This is a genomic window from Labilithrix sp. (assembly GCA_019637155.1).
Classification (GTDB): domain Bacteria; phylum Myxococcota_A; class Polyangia; order Polyangiales; family Polyangiaceae; genus Labilithrix.
In genome coordinates, this window is the sequence record JAHBWE010000018.1 from 1 (window position 1) to 13,356 (window position 13,356).

The window sequence follows — 13,356 nt, forward strand, 5'->3', positions numbered from 1 at the left end:
CGAGCGCTCTGTCGCGGAGCTGCAATGGATCAGCGCGCGATCCGCATCCTGAACACCGAAGTGGCGGACGCGAATCCACGACCTATCTTGACGGACTCTCCCCGGGGGCGGGAACACAGTACGGACACGGCGTGGCTACCGGTCGTTGGGCGTGTGTGTTTGTTCGTGATGGATGATCTTTGCGAGGGCGTCGTGGAGGGTCTTCATTGCTGGGGCGCCGATGAGGGTGGTGAGGTCCGCCTCTAGAGCTTGGAGTGTGGCGAGGCCTTCGAGGAGGCCGGCGCGGCCGCGCTTGCTGAAGCGGATCAGCTTCGCGCGGGCGTCGGCGGGGTCGGGGATGCGTTCGAGCTGGCCAAGCGCGACGAGCTCGTCGACGAGCTGGCCGGCCGCCTGCTTCGTCACCCCGAGCTTCGCCGCGAGATCGGTCAGGCGCGTGCCCTCGAGATCGATGTGCGGGAGGACCGCCGTGTGCGCGGTGCGGATCGGCTGCTTGGTCCGCTCCCGCAACGTCGCGATCGCGCGCTCGTTGAGGAGACGCGCGGCCTTGAAGAGGAGCTGGACGGTGGAACGCGCCTTCTCTTCCTCGAGCTTGGTCTCGAACGTGCCCACGCCCACCACTATCCGTCGTTCGTTGGAATGGTCAAGTCAGCTTGACTTAATGGTCAGGCGTGCTTGACTATCTCGCCATGGAGCGACTGAGGGTCATCGCCGAGGGCGTCTGGGGGATCGAGGACGTCGTCACGCCGTCGCCGGGCTTTCGTATGCCGGCGCGGGCGACGGTGGTGCGGCTCGCGGGCGGCGAGGTCGTGCTGCACGCGCCGCTCGCGATCGACGACGAGGTGGCGCGTGAGCTCGCGGCGCTGGGGCCCGTGAAGCACATCGTCGCGCCGAGCTGCCTGCACTGGATGTTCGTGAAGGGCGCCGTCGAACGCTATCCGGACGCGCGCGTGCTCGGCGTCGAGGGGCTCGAGCAGAAGCTCACCGCGAAGGCGGGCGTTCGCTTCGAGCCGCTCGCGAACGGCGCCTTCGGCGACGAGCTCGAGGTGTTGCGGATCGCGGGCGCGCCCTCGATCAACGAGCACGTCCTCCTTCACGGGCCGTCGCGCTCGCTCCTCCTCAGCGACCTCGTCTTCAACATCCACGCGGACGCGAGCTGGCCCATGTCGATGCTCCTCTGGATCAACGGCGCGCATCGGAAGACGGCGCAGAGCCGCGTCTGGCGCTTCGCCGTCAAGGACCGCGCCGCGGCGGCCGAGAGCGCCTCCGCGCTCCTGGCTCGCGACTACGAGCGCGTCGTCGTCGGCCACGGCGACGTCATCGAGGACGACGCGCGCGAACGGATGCGCCGCGCGCTCGCCTGGATGACCGGCAGCCCGGCGCAGAAGTCCGACGCTGCAGCCGAGGCCGACGTCGCGCACTGAGAGGGGGCACGCGTTCCGCTCGGCACGGAAAATTACCGAGGTGGTGTATCTCCGACCAGGATCACGATCCAATGTCTCCGCGGAGATACCCCGGCGGGACATGAACTTGCTGAAATCGTTGGGGCTCCGACGTTGGTTCGGTCGGTGCTTTCGAGGCGGCCATGGCAAAGTCGATGCTCCTCGCGATGGCGGCTCTTCTCGTGACTGTGGCGGTCGGTCGCGCGCTGCGTGAGGCAGACGACGGAGGAGACGTCGCGCGCCGCTGAGCGCCGGCTCAGTTCGTCGGGACGGACGCGATGAAGCTGCGATAAGCGTCGACGCGCGTGTCGACGCCGTACTGCGTGCAACCGCGGTCGCCGTAGGAGGTGACGCCGACGACGGTGAGGTTGCCGCTCGCGTCCTGCGCGAACGCGGGGCCGCCGGAGTCGCCGTTGCAGGTGTTCTTGCCAGGCGCCTGATACGCGAACTGCGTCGCGGCGACCTGCGAGACCGGGATCGTGACGACGCGCTTCACGCCGCCGCCCGTCTGCGTGTGACCGTTGGAGACGCCGTATCCGACGAAGACGAGGTCCTTGCCGACCCAGCTCGAAGACATCGCGGTGTTCAGCGCGATCGGCGTGACCGGCGCGTCCTGCGCGAGGATCACGACGCCGATGTCGTTCTTGATCGTGCTCGGGTTCCACTGCGGATGCACCGCGATGCGCTTCACCGCGAGGGAGGCGGTCGGCGCGCTCGCGCGGGGACCGAGCGCGAACTTGATGCGCGAGGCCGACTGACCGTCGAGGCAGTGCGCGGCGGTGACGAGCGTGCGCGGCGCGATGACGGTCGCGGTGCAGAACGCCTGGCCGTACTGCGTGAGCGCGCCGACGGCCGGATACGCCGACGTCGTCGTCCCGCCGACGATCGCGTCTTCGGTCGCGTCGACCTCCTCCGTCACCTCGTCGTCGCCTTGCTCGGCGGCGCACCCCGTCATGAGCGCGAAGAGGGCAATCAGCGAGAGCTTGATGGCGGTGGTCGTCGTGTTCATCGGAGGTCACTAAGCCCCATCGCGAGCGTTCGCGGGAGGGCGTGGCCAGCCCAGGTCCCTTTTCCAAAATGGCAAAGCGGCGACGTGCGCCGGCGGAGGCGGATGTAGGCAATCTCCCTTCGTCGGCCGACAACGCGGGGCCTGAATTACCGAGGGATCATGGAAAATCAGGCGCGCAACCGCATTTCAGATTCCATGCAAGTTGGAAAAGTACACCCTGATGCCGGTTGCCATCGATATTCGTCTGAGACGCGGAAAGTCGGACGAGATCAACGTGTTCCGGCGCCCCGGATCGGGGATCCCACCCCTCTCGTCAGGTCGTCAGGTCGGTGCGAGGGACTCGTCGAGCCAGCGGGACAAGATCCCGTGGACCGCGCGCGCGGTCTTCTGCGTCACGCGGGTCGTGTGGCAGGCGAGGTGGATTTGCCACCGCACCTGCCAACCCTGCACCTCGATCTCGACGAGCTCGCGGCGCGCGAGGAGGCCGCGCGCCGCGACGCGAGGCCCGAAGACGAGGTGATCGGAGTGGGTCGCGAGCTCGAGGGCGGCGCCGAACGTCGCCGCGGCGTGGCCGTGCGTGCGGTGCTCGAACGGGAAGGGACACAGATCGCGGCCGCTCGCGACGCGTGTATCTTGCAACAATAGCGGCATCACGAACGGGACGCCGACGAGGGCGTCGGGGGCGATCGGCGGCTCGCCGAGCTTCTGCGCGAGCGAGGGACGCGCGAAGAGGCAGCTCTCCGCCGCGCCGAGCGGGTCGTGCGTGTAGAGCTCACCGAGCGATCGATCGTCGGAGATGAGGGCGACGTCGAAGACGTCCTCGAAGGCGAGCGCGCGCGTGCGGACGGGATCGAGCTCGATGCACGAGAAGCGCATGCCGCGCGCGTTGCGGGCGAGCACGCCGGCGACGGTGGAGAGGATCGACGACGGCGCCGCGACGCGGACCATCGGCGTCTCGTCCTCCGCGACCTTCAGCCCGCGGACGCCGCGCACGATCTCCTCGAGCATCGGGATGGCGCGGAGGCCCGCCATGCTCACCGCGACGCCGCGCGACCCACGCGCGAGGAGCTGCGCGCCGACGAACTCCTCGAGCCGCGCCACGGCCTTGCTCACCTGTGACGGCGTGACCTGGAGCTGCCTCGCGGCGGACGAGATCGACCGCGTGTGATGGACCGTGAGAAACGTGATGACGTCGTCGAAGCGAAGGCTCTCGGCGTCGCGCATGGTGCTCGGCCCGATGAGCTACCCAACCGGCGCACCGACGGCAACGCGTAACCGCCACGGCGCCGCCGGAGTGGGCGGGCGAGCTCCGGGCGGAGAGCACGAGCGGACGCGGCGGGCTCACGTCGGGCTCACACCGGAGAAGCACGGCGAGCGTCGGCGGCGCCGCGGCACGGGTCTCGCTTGTTCGGTCCGCATGAGCGATCGCATTCCGCCTGGGCCCGCCGAGCCGAACCCGAAGCCCGCCCGCGATCCGGGGCGTGAGCCGCCCGCGCGCGAGCCCGAGCCACATAAGCCGCCGGCGTCCGATCCGCAGAACCGGAAGGGCCCGCTCGGCGATCCGCCGACCAAGCAGCCGCCGATCATCGATCCGAATCGACGCAGCGGCGCGGTCTGACGCGGACTGTAAAGCGGAGCCATACAGCGGCGTAACGAAAATGCGATCGACCGGCGAGGCGCCTCGCCCGTCGATCGCGTCATGAACCGAACGAACCGGATCGCTGCTTCGCTTCTCGGCGCCGTCCTCGTCCTCGCCGCCGGCGCCGCGCGCGCCGCCGACTCCTTCGTCACGCCGCCGAGCGCCGGGCTCACGCAGCGTGTCCCCGTCGTGACCGACGACGCCGCGAACGCGCGCATCAAGGCCTTCGAGAAGCGGAACCCCCGCTTCACCGTCGACCGCGGCGCGATCTCGAAGCTGCGCGGTGACGTCGTGTCGTCGCGCGCGTCGGCGCCCGGCGCGCCGCGCGCGACGCCGCTCACCGCCGTCGAGGCGGAGGCGAAGGCGCGCGCGTTCGCGGCGAAGAACGTCGACCTCCTCGGGCTCACGACGTCCGAGCTCGCCGGGCTCAAGGCGACCACCACCGCGCGCGACCGCTGGTGGCAGCCGCGCGTCATGTTCGCGGTGCTGCTCGCGGGCAGCGCGACGCAGCGTGGGTTCGAGGGCGTCCGCGGCGCGGAGCGCACGGTCATGATCTGGATGCAGGTCTACGACGACGGTGAGGTCGGAGGCTTCCAATCGAGCGCGTACGACCTCCCCGCGCTTCGCATCCGGAGCACGGGCGCGCTGTCGAAGGACGATCCGCGCGTCCTCGCCCAGATCGTCGGGCAGCCGTTCGAGTCGTACGAGCCCGTGAGCGCGATCCCCGGCACGTACCAGTCGACCTACCGGCGCCGTCTCCTCGCGCCGATCGCGTCCTCCGACGTCGAGAGCGTCTCGCTCCACCTCGTGCGGACGGAGGAGGCGAACGCGACCGTCTTCACGCTCGCCTACGCGGTCCATCTCCGCCGCGGCTCCGACTACATGAGCTTCGACGTCGACGCGGACACCGGCGCGGTCCTTCGCGCGTCGGAGCCGCCGGGCCCCGTCGTTCCTTGATCGCGCGGGGCGGGAGCGGCGGTTCTTTCTCGCTCGCTCGCCGTTCCGTGCGAACGTCGGGCGATGCGGCTCGGCGTGCTCGATTGGGCGATCGTGGGCGGCTTCTTCGCCCTGAACGTCGTCATCGGCCTCGCCTACGCGCGGCGCGCGGGCGGGAGCACGAGCGAGTTCTTCCTCTCCGGTCGCAACGTCCCGTGGTGGCTCGCGGGCACGTCGATGGTCGCGACCACCTTCGGCGCCGACACGCCGCTCGCGGTGACGGGGATGGTCGCGCGGAGCGGCATCGCGGGGAACTGGCTCTGGTGGAGCTCCGTCGCGAGCGGCATGCTCACCGTCTTCTTCTTCGCCGCGCTCTGGCGTCGCGCCGGGGTGATGACCGACGTCGAGCTGATCGAGATTCGCTATGCGGGAAAGTCGGCCTCCGCGCTGCGGGCTTTTCGCGCGCTTTATCTCGCTTTGCCCGTCAATTGCATGATCATCGGGTGGGTCAACCTCGCGATGGCCAAGATCCTCGCGCTCACGCTCGGCCTCCCGAAAGGTCCCGCCGTCGCGGCCTGTCTCCTCCTCACTGCCCTCTACGTCTCGGTCTCCGGTCTCTGGGGAGTGCTCGTCACCGACGTGCTCCAGTTCGTCGTGAAGCTCGGAATGACGATCGTATTGGCGATCTTCGCCGTGCGCGCGGCGGGCGGAATGGATCGGCTGAAGGCCGCGCTCCCGCCGGCGAAGCTCGCCTTCGTCCCCGATCTGGACTCGGCGTGGATGCCCGCGCTCACCTTCGCCGTCTACATCGGCGTGCAGTGGTGGGCGGCCTGGTATCCGGGCGCGGAGCCCGGCGGCGGCGGCTACGTCGCGCAGCGCATCTTCTCGGCGAAGACGGAGAAGGACGGCATGTACGCGACGCTCTGGTTCAACGTCGCGCACTACACCGTGCGTTCCTGGCCGTGGATCCTCACCGCGCTCGCGGCCTCGGTGCTCTACGGGCCGATGGAGGATCCGGAGGCCGGCTACGTGCGCGTGATGATCGACCACCTGCCCACGAGCCTGCGCGGGCTCATGATGGCGGGCTTCCTCGCCGCGTACATGTCCACCGTCGCGACGCACCTCAACTGGGGCGCGTCGTACTTCGTCGGCGACATCTACAAGCGGTTCCTCCGCCCGAAGGAGACGGACAAGCACTACGTCCGCGTCTCGCGCCTCGCGACGCTCGCGACGATGGCCGTCGCCGGCACGCTCACGCTCTTCCTCGACTCCGTCGCCGGCGCGTGGCGGCTCATGCTCGCCTTCGGCTCGGGGACCGGCCTCGTCCTCATCCTCCGTTGGTACTGGTGGCGCATCAACGCGTGGAGCGAGATCGCGGCGATGGCGGCCTCGTTCGTCACCTCGGCGATTCTGCTTTACGGCGTCGGCCTCGATCCGGACGAGCCATTGCCTTTTGCCTATTTGATGCTCGGCACGCTCGTCGCGACCACGGCCTCATGGCTCGCGGCGACGTTCCTGACGCGGCCGGAGCCGGACGAGACGCTCGTCGCGTTCTACGATCGCGTGCGCCCCGGCGGTCCGGGCTGGCGGCCGATCGCCGCCAAATCGAGCGTCGCGGCGGACGGGCCGCCGCTCCCGGTCCGCGCCCGCGACTGGATCCTCGGCTGTGTACTGGTCTATTCGTCGCTCTTCGGCGTCGGCAAATGGATATTGGGCCAGCGCGCGCTCGGCGCGGCGCTGATCGGCATTGCGATCGTGTCGGCGGCGCTCCTCGCGCGGGACCTGCGCGCGGCGACGCCGGCGCGATGAAGCGCGCGTGACTCGAGCGCGGATTCAGAGCCAGGCGGTCGCGCCGAGGAGCAGCGTGTTCTGCGACGTCGCGTTCGGCAGGTACGGCGAGGCGGGGCTCCCGTCGCCGCGGACGTCGCGGCGGAAGAAGAGCGGCGCCGACGCGGCGTCGTGGCGGACCTCGAGGCGCACGGAGAGGTGGTCGTGCGGGCGGACGTCGAGCGTCGCGGTGCCGGAGCTCACCCAGCCGACGCCGTTCCAGAAGATCGGCGTGCTCGCGCGGCTGCCGTCGTGCGCGAGGCGCTCGTGGAAGCGGTCGCCGCGGAGCGCGACGTAGACGCGGTCGAGCGGCTTCACGCGCGCGTAGATCGCGGTGGCGGTCCAGCTCGCGATCCCGAGCCTGTTCGCCTCCCAGCCGTGGACGGCCTCGCTCGCGAACGAGAGCCACGTCGTCGCGCGCACCTGCGCGACGACGTCGAACGTGTGGCGCCACGCCGGACCTTCGAGCAGCCGGCGGCCGGCGGGGCGCTCGACGCCGCCGAAGTACACGGCCTTGAGGAAGGCGCGTTCGCTCTCGTACGTCACGTCGGCCTGCACGCTCTTCTCGTCGTTGTCGTCGACGACGGAGTTCCAGCCGTTGAACACCGCGACCGTCGTCGTCAGCCCCTTCGTCCACTCGTACGTCGCGCGAAACCCCGTGTGGTAGAACGGGAAGCCGAAGAAGAGGTTGGAGCGGCTGTAGCTCCAGTTGTCCTTGATCGCGAAGCTCTCGAGGCCGATCGGCGAGGGGACGAGGCCGAGCTGGAGGAGGAGGCCGCGGCCTAGCGGCGCCTTGTACGCGACGTTCGCCTCCTGGAGGTACTTCCAGAGCTCCGCGTTCGAGGCGTTCGTCCCGCCGGTGCCGGCGAGGTTCGGCTCGGAGAGGTAGTACGTGCTCGGCGTGGAGCCGACCTGAACGATCAGCCGCGCGGTGACGGGCCCGTAGTCGGCATTCGCTCCGGCGGCGGCGTTCGCGAGCGTGAACGTGTTGTGGCGGTTGTCGAAGCCTCGGAAATTCGTAATCCCGTTCGAGGGGCGATTGAAGTTGTAGGCGTAGTGGGCCTCGACGTAGCCGACGGGACTGATCTCGAGCGCCCGCTCGGACGGCTCCTCCTGCGCGCGTGCGCCGGAGGTCCCGAGAAGGATGAAGCAGACCGAAGCGCCGAGCGAGAACGCGACCTTCATGAGCGAGGAGAGCCTACGCGACCGCGTCGCGGAGCTGGGAAGCCCGGCTTTAGTTATGCTCTCCTGGATCGCAGATGAACGCCCCGAGCCAACAGGAACGGAGGGGAGCGACCGCTCCGCCGACCTCGGTGAGCTCGTGGGTGTTCTTCGGCGGCATCATCGTCGCGGTCGCCGTCGTCGCGACGGGCGCGCTCGCGATCTGGGGACCGGAGAACGACGTCGAGAAGCGACGGCGAGCATCCGCCGCCGACGCATCCGCCGCCGCAGCCGACAGCGCCCTCACCATCGCATCGGCTGACCCCGCCCCAAGCGTCTTGCCCGAGCCCGAGCCCGCCCCCGAAGCGGCCCCCGAGCCCGCCCCAGACCCCGCCCCCGAACCGGCCCCAACCACAAAAGGCGGTAAAAAACGCGGCGGCCGCCCCCGCAAACACTAGCCGGGGCCCAGAAGCGGCCGCGCCCGGCGCGGGGCCGCGCCAGCACCGGGCCCCAGAAGCAGCCGCGTCAGCACCCGAGAAGCGACCGCGCCAGCACCGGGCCCCAGAAGCGACGTTCGCGAGCACGGCATCGTGCTCTTGCGCGCCAGCACCGGGCCCGAGAAGCGACCGCGCCATCACGGGGTACCACAAATAGCCGCGCCAGCGCGGGGCCCAGAAGCGACCGCGCCAGCGCGGGGCCCCAGAAGCGGGCCCAGAAGCGACCGCGCCAGCACCAGCCCCAAAGCAGCCGCGCCAGCACGGGGCCCCAGAAGCGGCCGCGAAAGCGGGCGCGAAGCGCCCCGAGCGCAACGCGCGAGGGCCGTGTCTGGGGTGGGGGTGTCGGGGGCGAAGCCCCCGACGTTGAAGCGGGGCGCGAAGCCGGCAAGAGCCCCCGACCAAGAAAGACCCCCCGCACCAGACTCGCCCCACCCCCAGGCCAACCGGCGCGCGGACGCGACCGCCACAGCGGTTGCGAAGCAACCCCCGTCTTCGGGGGTCGTGTCCGCGCGCGCGGGGGGTGTCGGGGGCGAAGCCCCCGACGTTGAGTTGAGTAAGAGCCAAGCCCCTCGACTCGTGTCACACTCGGGGCAGGGCACGACATTTGTGGCGGTTTTGTACCGGCTGCGGCCGGCGATTCCATGACAAATGCGGACTTCTGCGACTGGGCTCATTTGGTACGGACCATGCTGCCGCGAGCGTGGCGATTCGGCGCTCGAGCTGAGGCGCCACCCCCTCCGGATAGAAAGAGAACCCGATGAAAGGCCACATCCTGGTCGTCGACGATGAACAGGAGACCTGCGACCTCCTCGAGATGTCGCTCGGTCGTCACGGCTTCAAGGTGACCACGTCCACCAACGCCCAGCGCGCGCTGGACCAGGTGGCAGAGCAGGACTTCGACGTCGTCCTCACCGACCTCCAGATGCCCGAGATGTCGGGCCTCGATCTCTGCGAGCGCGTCCTCGGCACGCGGCCGGACATGCCCGTCGTCGTGATCACGGGGCAGGGGAGCCTCGAGACGGCCATCGGCGCCATCCGCGTCGGCGCGTACGACTTCATCACGAAGCCGGTCGATCCGAAGCTCCTCTTCCTCTCCGTCTCGCGCGCGATCCAGCACCGGCGCCTCTCCGACGAGGTGAAGCGCCTGCGGCAGGCGGTGGACGGCGAGAGCGAGGAGCAGCGCATCGTCGGTCAGAGCGGCGCGATGCGTCGCGTCTACGAGCTCATCAACCGCGTCGGCGAGTCGGACGCCTCCGTCCTCATCCACGGCGAGACCGGCACCGGCAAGGAGCTCATCGCGCGCGGCATCCACAACCGCTCGCGCCGCAAGAGCGGACCGTTCGTCGCGATCAACTGCGCCGCCGTCCCGCACTCCCTCCTCGAGAGCGAGCTGTTCGGCCACGCGCGCGGCGCGTTCACCGACGCGAAGGCGCAGCGCACGGGGCTCTTCGTCCAGGCGAGCGGCGGCACGCTGTTCCTCGACGAGATCGGCGAGCTCCCGATCGACGTGCAGCCGAAGCTGCTCCGCGCGCTCCAGGAGCGGAAGGTCCGCCCCGTCGGCTCGAACGCCGAGATCTCGTTCGACGCGCGTATCGTCGCCGCGACGAACCGGAACCTTGAAGACGAGGTCTACGAGAAGCGCTTCCGCGAGGACCTCTTCTACCGCATCAACGTCGTGAAGATCGACGTGCCCCCGCTGCGTGAGCGCGGCGGCGACGTCCTCCACCTCGCGCAGCACTTCCTCAAGGCGTTCGCGGAGCGCAACGCGAAGCCGACGCTGGAGCTCTCCACCACCGCGGCGGAGAAGCTGATGGCCTACAACTGGCCCGGCAACGTGCGCGAGCTCGAGAACTGCATGGAGCACGCGGTCGCCCTCGCGCGCTTCGATCAGGTCACGGTCGAGGACCTCCCCGAGAAGATCCGCGCGTACCGCGCCGAGCGCTTCGTCGTCGCCGCGAACGATCCGACCGAGATCGTCACGATGGACGAGCTCGAGCGCCGGTACATCCTCCGCGTCCTCAGCCTCGTCGGCGGCAACAAGAGCCGCGCCGCGCAGGTGCTCGGCTTCGACCGCCGCACCCTCTACCGCAAGCTCGAGCGCTACGGCGCCGCGACCGCGGAAGAAGGCAAGAAGGACGGCGGCGGCGACAGCCTTCCGCCCAGCTGAAGCCCGACACACAAAAGAAGAGGCGGCTCCGGGAAGGAGGCCGCCTCTTCCGCATCGCGCGCAATCTGCGCAGCTGTGCACGGGTTGCAGACGAGCTCTCGACGTAGCTCAGGCGTCCGCGGCGCTGCTCTCCGTCTTACGCTCGTCCGCGGCGGCGCGTTCGATGTGATCCGCGTGCGTCTGGAACTCCGCGAGCGCGCGGTTGATCCGGGCTCGCCACTTGTCTCGTTCTTCGATGTCGGTGGTGGTCGGGGTCATGCTGCGCGCTCAACGTGCAGGTTCGATGCCTCGAGAGAGGGGCGGGGGTGTCGGGGGCGGAGCCCCTGACCATGAAGATTGCAACGGGGAACGGCATGAACCGGCGTCTGCGTGTTGGCCGCATTTTGGGGGTGGAGGTCTTCGTCGATTGGAGCTGGATCGTCACCTTCGTCCTCGCGGCAGGGACGCTGGTGTCGCTGAACCGACGTCTGCTTCCCGACGTCTCCGTCGGCGTCGCCATCGCCGCTGCGTTCGCCGCCGCGGCGGGGCTCTTCGCCTCGCTTGGGGCGCATGAGCTGGTCCGCGTCACCGCGGCGCGCGGCTCCGGGCTGCCGGTGCATCGGCTCACGCTCTTCGTCCTCGGCGGCGTCACCGACGTCGAGCGTGCACCCGCGACGCCCCGCACCGAGGTGCTCGGCGCCGTCGCCGCGCCCGCCGCGAGCCTCGTCGTCGGCCTCGTGCTCGCGCTCGGCGTCGCGATCTCGAGCGCGCCGCTGCCGCGCGCCGCCGACGATCTCGATCGCATGGGCGTGCACGGGCTCGTGCTCGCCGAGATCGCGGCTTTCAACCTCGCGATCGCGATCGTGAACCTCTTGCCGGCCTACCCGCTCGACGGAGGCCGCCTGCTCCGCGCGCTCTTGTGGCGCGTGACGGGCGACGTGGACTGCGCGACGCGCTGGGCGGCGTGGATGGGTCAGGTCGTGGGCTGGACGCTCGTAGTCGTCGGCATCGCCGCGACGCTCGGCGTCTCGCGGAGCCCGTTCACCGCGCTCGGGACCTTGGCCGCGTTCGTCGGCTGGTTCATCGCGTCCGCCGCGGCGCAGGGCTACGAGCGCGTCATCGCGCAGCGATCATCGACGGTCGCGTCGTCGGGAGGCGGATAGTGACCGCGCCGCCTTTGCCGCCGCGACGGCCGGGCGGGAGCGTGCTCTCGCCGACCTCGAGCGCGCCGCCGTGCGCGGCGAGGACCTCCTTCGCGATCGAGATCGAGAGGCCGAGGCCGCGCGCGCCCGCGCGAGGCGTGAAGCGCTCGCCGAGCGAGGCCCTCACCTCGTCCTTGAAGCCCATCCCGTCGTCCTCGACGCGGATGAGGACGTCGTCGCCCTCCGTCATGAGCGCCACCGTCACCCGCGACGTCGCGAGGCGGAGCGCGTTGCCGATGACCTCGCGCACGACCGACACGAGGAGGCGGCGGTCGACGTCGACGAGGACGCGCGCGTCCGGCAGCGAGCAGTCGGCGGTGATGTCGCGCCGGCCGTCGATGCCGAGCGCGTTGTCGAGCGCGGTCTGCACGACGGAGCGGAGGTCCTCCGGCGCGGTGTCGGGCGCGAAGGCGCCGGCCTCGAGATCCGCCACGAGCGCGAGCTGCTCCGAGAGCCGGAGGAGACGGCGGAGGCCGCGCCGCGCCATCGCGACGAGCTCCGGCTTCGCGCCGATCGCGAGCTCGTCGAGGACGGTCATCGTCACGCCGGCCGGAGACGCGATGTCGTGCGCGACCCGGCGGAGGAACTGCGTCGAGAGGTGGTTGGCGCGCTCCTCGTGCGCGCACTGGACCTCGTCGGTGCGCCCGGCGGACGCGATGGCGGAAGGGTGTGCGGTCATGCGGTCGTGGTGAGGCTCCGCGGTATGCGGAGGCCGGCCCCACCTCGCTAGCACGAGTGGTTCCATCCTTCTTGCCCCATGAAATGCGCAGTTATCACCCTGGTCCCCGATGCCGCGTCGTGGCGGATTGCGCCAGCTGAGGCGCGGGCGCAGCGGACCCGGCGGCCTCGCGAGGTGTGTGCCCTTCCACAATCCCGTCGCTTCGCCGGCTGCGGAGCGGCTCGGGAGCTCTGGCATGCGAGGCGCAGGCGCGAGGCGTCATGCGGCCCACCGAGCCCACCGAGAAGACGAAGCGCGCGCGGCGGCGGCGCGAGCCCCTCGCGCCGGCGGCCCTCGCGTCGATCGCGAACGCCCTCGCCGGAGCGCGCGCGGGCTACGAGCTCTGCGCGCGACGGACGAACGATCCGAACGTCGCCGTCGCCGTGATCAGCGCCGCGAATTCGGCCTCTTCGCTGCTCGACGAGATCGCCGTCGCCGCCGCGACCCACGGCCTCGACGTGCGGCCGCGCCTCCGCATGACCGATCGTCTTCGCTGGGAGTGGGTCGCGTCGACCGGCAGCATGATGGAGAAGAGCGCGGACGCGCGCGTCCTCGCGGAGTGCGCGCGTGTCCTCGGTGAGGTCGTCGGCCTCGACGTGAGCCCGCTCGGCGAGTCGATCGCGAGCCGCGTCCGGCTGGCCTCGGCCGAAGCGTGGTCGCTCGCCGCCGCGGTCGACGCTGGGGCGCGTTGGCGCTCCTGTGGCGTTCTTGCCGCCTCTCGCTAGGCTCGTCGCGGTTTTGTCGCGAAATCGCGCGGCCGGGCTGAACGGTTTGACGCTTGC

14 protein-coding genes are annotated in these 13,356 nt (G+C 70.3%); 8 read left to right on the top strand and 6 right to left on the bottom strand.

Annotated features, from left to right (window positions below; genetic code table 11):
• Positions 1 to 135: 135 nt before the first annotated feature.
• The gene (locus KF837_33340; protein MBX3232259.1) at positions 136 to 609 is read right to left on the bottom strand and encodes a MarR family transcriptional regulator; all 474 of its coding nucleotides are present in this window, start codon (positions 607 to 609) and stop codon (positions 136 to 138) included.
• Positions 610 to 686: 77 nt separating this feature from the next.
• On the opposite strand from KF837_33340, the gene KF837_33345 reads away from it, so the two are divergent.
• Positions 687 to 1,421, top strand: coding sequence for a DUF4336 domain-containing protein (locus KF837_33345; GenBank protein MBX3232260.1), 735 nt, complete (start codon positions 687 to 689; stop codon positions 1,419 to 1,421).
• Between the two features lie 274 nt (positions 1,422 to 1,695).
• On the opposite strand, the gene KF837_33350 is transcribed toward KF837_33345, so the two are convergent.
• Together KF837_33350 and KF837_33355 are read right to left on the bottom strand one after the other, a co-directional pair.
• Complete coding sequence (locus KF837_33350; protein ID MBX3232261.1) at positions 1,696 to 2,448, bottom strand: serine protease; 753 nt, start codon at positions 2,446 to 2,448, stop codon at positions 1,696 to 1,698.
• 321 nt (positions 2,449 to 2,769) lie between these two features.
• The gene (locus KF837_33355; GenBank protein MBX3232262.1) at positions 2,770 to 3,672 is read right to left on the bottom strand and encodes a LysR family transcriptional regulator; all 903 of its coding nucleotides are present in this window, start codon (positions 3,670 to 3,672) and stop codon (positions 2,770 to 2,772) included.
• Between the two features lie 193 nt (positions 3,673 to 3,865).
• On the opposite strand from KF837_33355, the gene KF837_33360 reads away from it, so the two are divergent.
• The 3 genes from KF837_33360 (at position 3,866) to KF837_33370 (ending at position 6,832) form a co-directional block, all read left to right on the top strand.
• Positions 3,866 to 4,066: a hypothetical protein gene (locus KF837_33360; GenBank protein MBX3232263.1), complete on the top strand. Its 201-nt coding sequence runs from the start codon at positions 3,866 to 3,868 to the stop codon at positions 4,064 to 4,066.
• Between the two features lie 81 nt (positions 4,067 to 4,147).
• Positions 4,148 to 5,044: a hypothetical protein gene (locus KF837_33365; GenBank protein ID MBX3232264.1), complete on the top strand. Its 897-nt coding sequence runs from the start codon at positions 4,148 to 4,150 to the stop codon at positions 5,042 to 5,044.
• Between the two features lie 63 nt (positions 5,045 to 5,107).
• Positions 5,108 to 6,832, top strand: a complete 1,725-nt coding sequence (locus KF837_33370) for a Na+:solute symporter (GenBank protein ID MBX3232265.1) — start codon at positions 5,108 to 5,110, stop codon at positions 6,830 to 6,832.
• A gap of 24 nt (positions 6,833 to 6,856) precedes the next feature.
• Here KF837_33370 and KF837_33375 read toward each other — a convergent pair whose 3' ends face one another.
• Positions 6,857 to 8,035 (bottom strand): porin, encoded by a 1,179-nt coding sequence (locus KF837_33375; protein ID MBX3232266.1) that lies wholly within the window; start codon positions 8,033 to 8,035, stop codon positions 6,857 to 6,859.
• A 128-nt stretch (positions 8,036 to 8,163) separates the two neighbouring features.
• On the opposite strand from KF837_33375, the gene KF837_33380 reads away from it, so the two are divergent.
• Positions 8,164 to 8,469 carry a hypothetical protein gene (locus KF837_33380; protein MBX3232267.1) on the top strand — a complete coding sequence of 102 codons (306 nt, stop codon included), beginning with the start codon at positions 8,164 to 8,166 and terminating at the stop codon, positions 8,467 to 8,469.
• 796 nt (positions 8,470 to 9,265) lie between these two features.
• Positions 9,266 to 10,675 (top strand): sigma-54-dependent Fis family transcriptional regulator, encoded by a 1,410-nt coding sequence (locus KF837_33385; GenBank protein ID MBX3232268.1) that lies wholly within the window; start codon positions 9,266 to 9,268, stop codon positions 10,673 to 10,675.
• Positions 10,676 to 10,783: 108 nt separating this feature from the next.
• Here KF837_33385 and KF837_33390 read toward each other — a convergent pair whose 3' ends face one another.
• Complete coding sequence (locus KF837_33390; GenBank protein MBX3232269.1) at positions 10,784 to 10,933, bottom strand: hypothetical protein; 150 nt, start codon at positions 10,931 to 10,933, stop codon at positions 10,784 to 10,786.
• A 71-nt stretch (positions 10,934 to 11,004) separates the two neighbouring features.
• Between KF837_33390 and KF837_33395 the strand changes: the two genes are divergently transcribed.
• On the top strand, positions 11,005 to 11,817 hold the full coding sequence (locus tag KF837_33395) for a site-2 protease family protein (GenBank protein MBX3232270.1): 813 nt from the start codon (positions 11,005 to 11,007) through the stop codon (positions 11,815 to 11,817).
• On the opposite strand, the gene KF837_33400 is transcribed toward KF837_33395, so the two are convergent.
• Positions 11,771 to 12,535: a HAMP domain-containing histidine kinase gene (locus KF837_33400; GenBank protein MBX3232271.1), complete on the bottom strand. Its 765-nt coding sequence runs from the start codon at positions 12,533 to 12,535 to the stop codon at positions 11,771 to 11,773. The two genes, KF837_33395 and KF837_33400, sit on opposite strands and share 47 nt — an antisense overlap.
• Before the next feature lie 260 nt (positions 12,536 to 12,795).
• Here KF837_33400 and KF837_33405 point away from each other — a divergent pair, with 260 nt between their 5' ends.
• A complete protein-coding gene (locus KF837_33405) occupies positions 12,796 to 13,299 on the top strand; it encodes a hypothetical protein (GenBank protein MBX3232272.1) in 504 nt (167 codons plus the stop codon).
• The last annotated feature ends 57 nt before the right edge of the window (positions 13,300 to 13,356 follow it).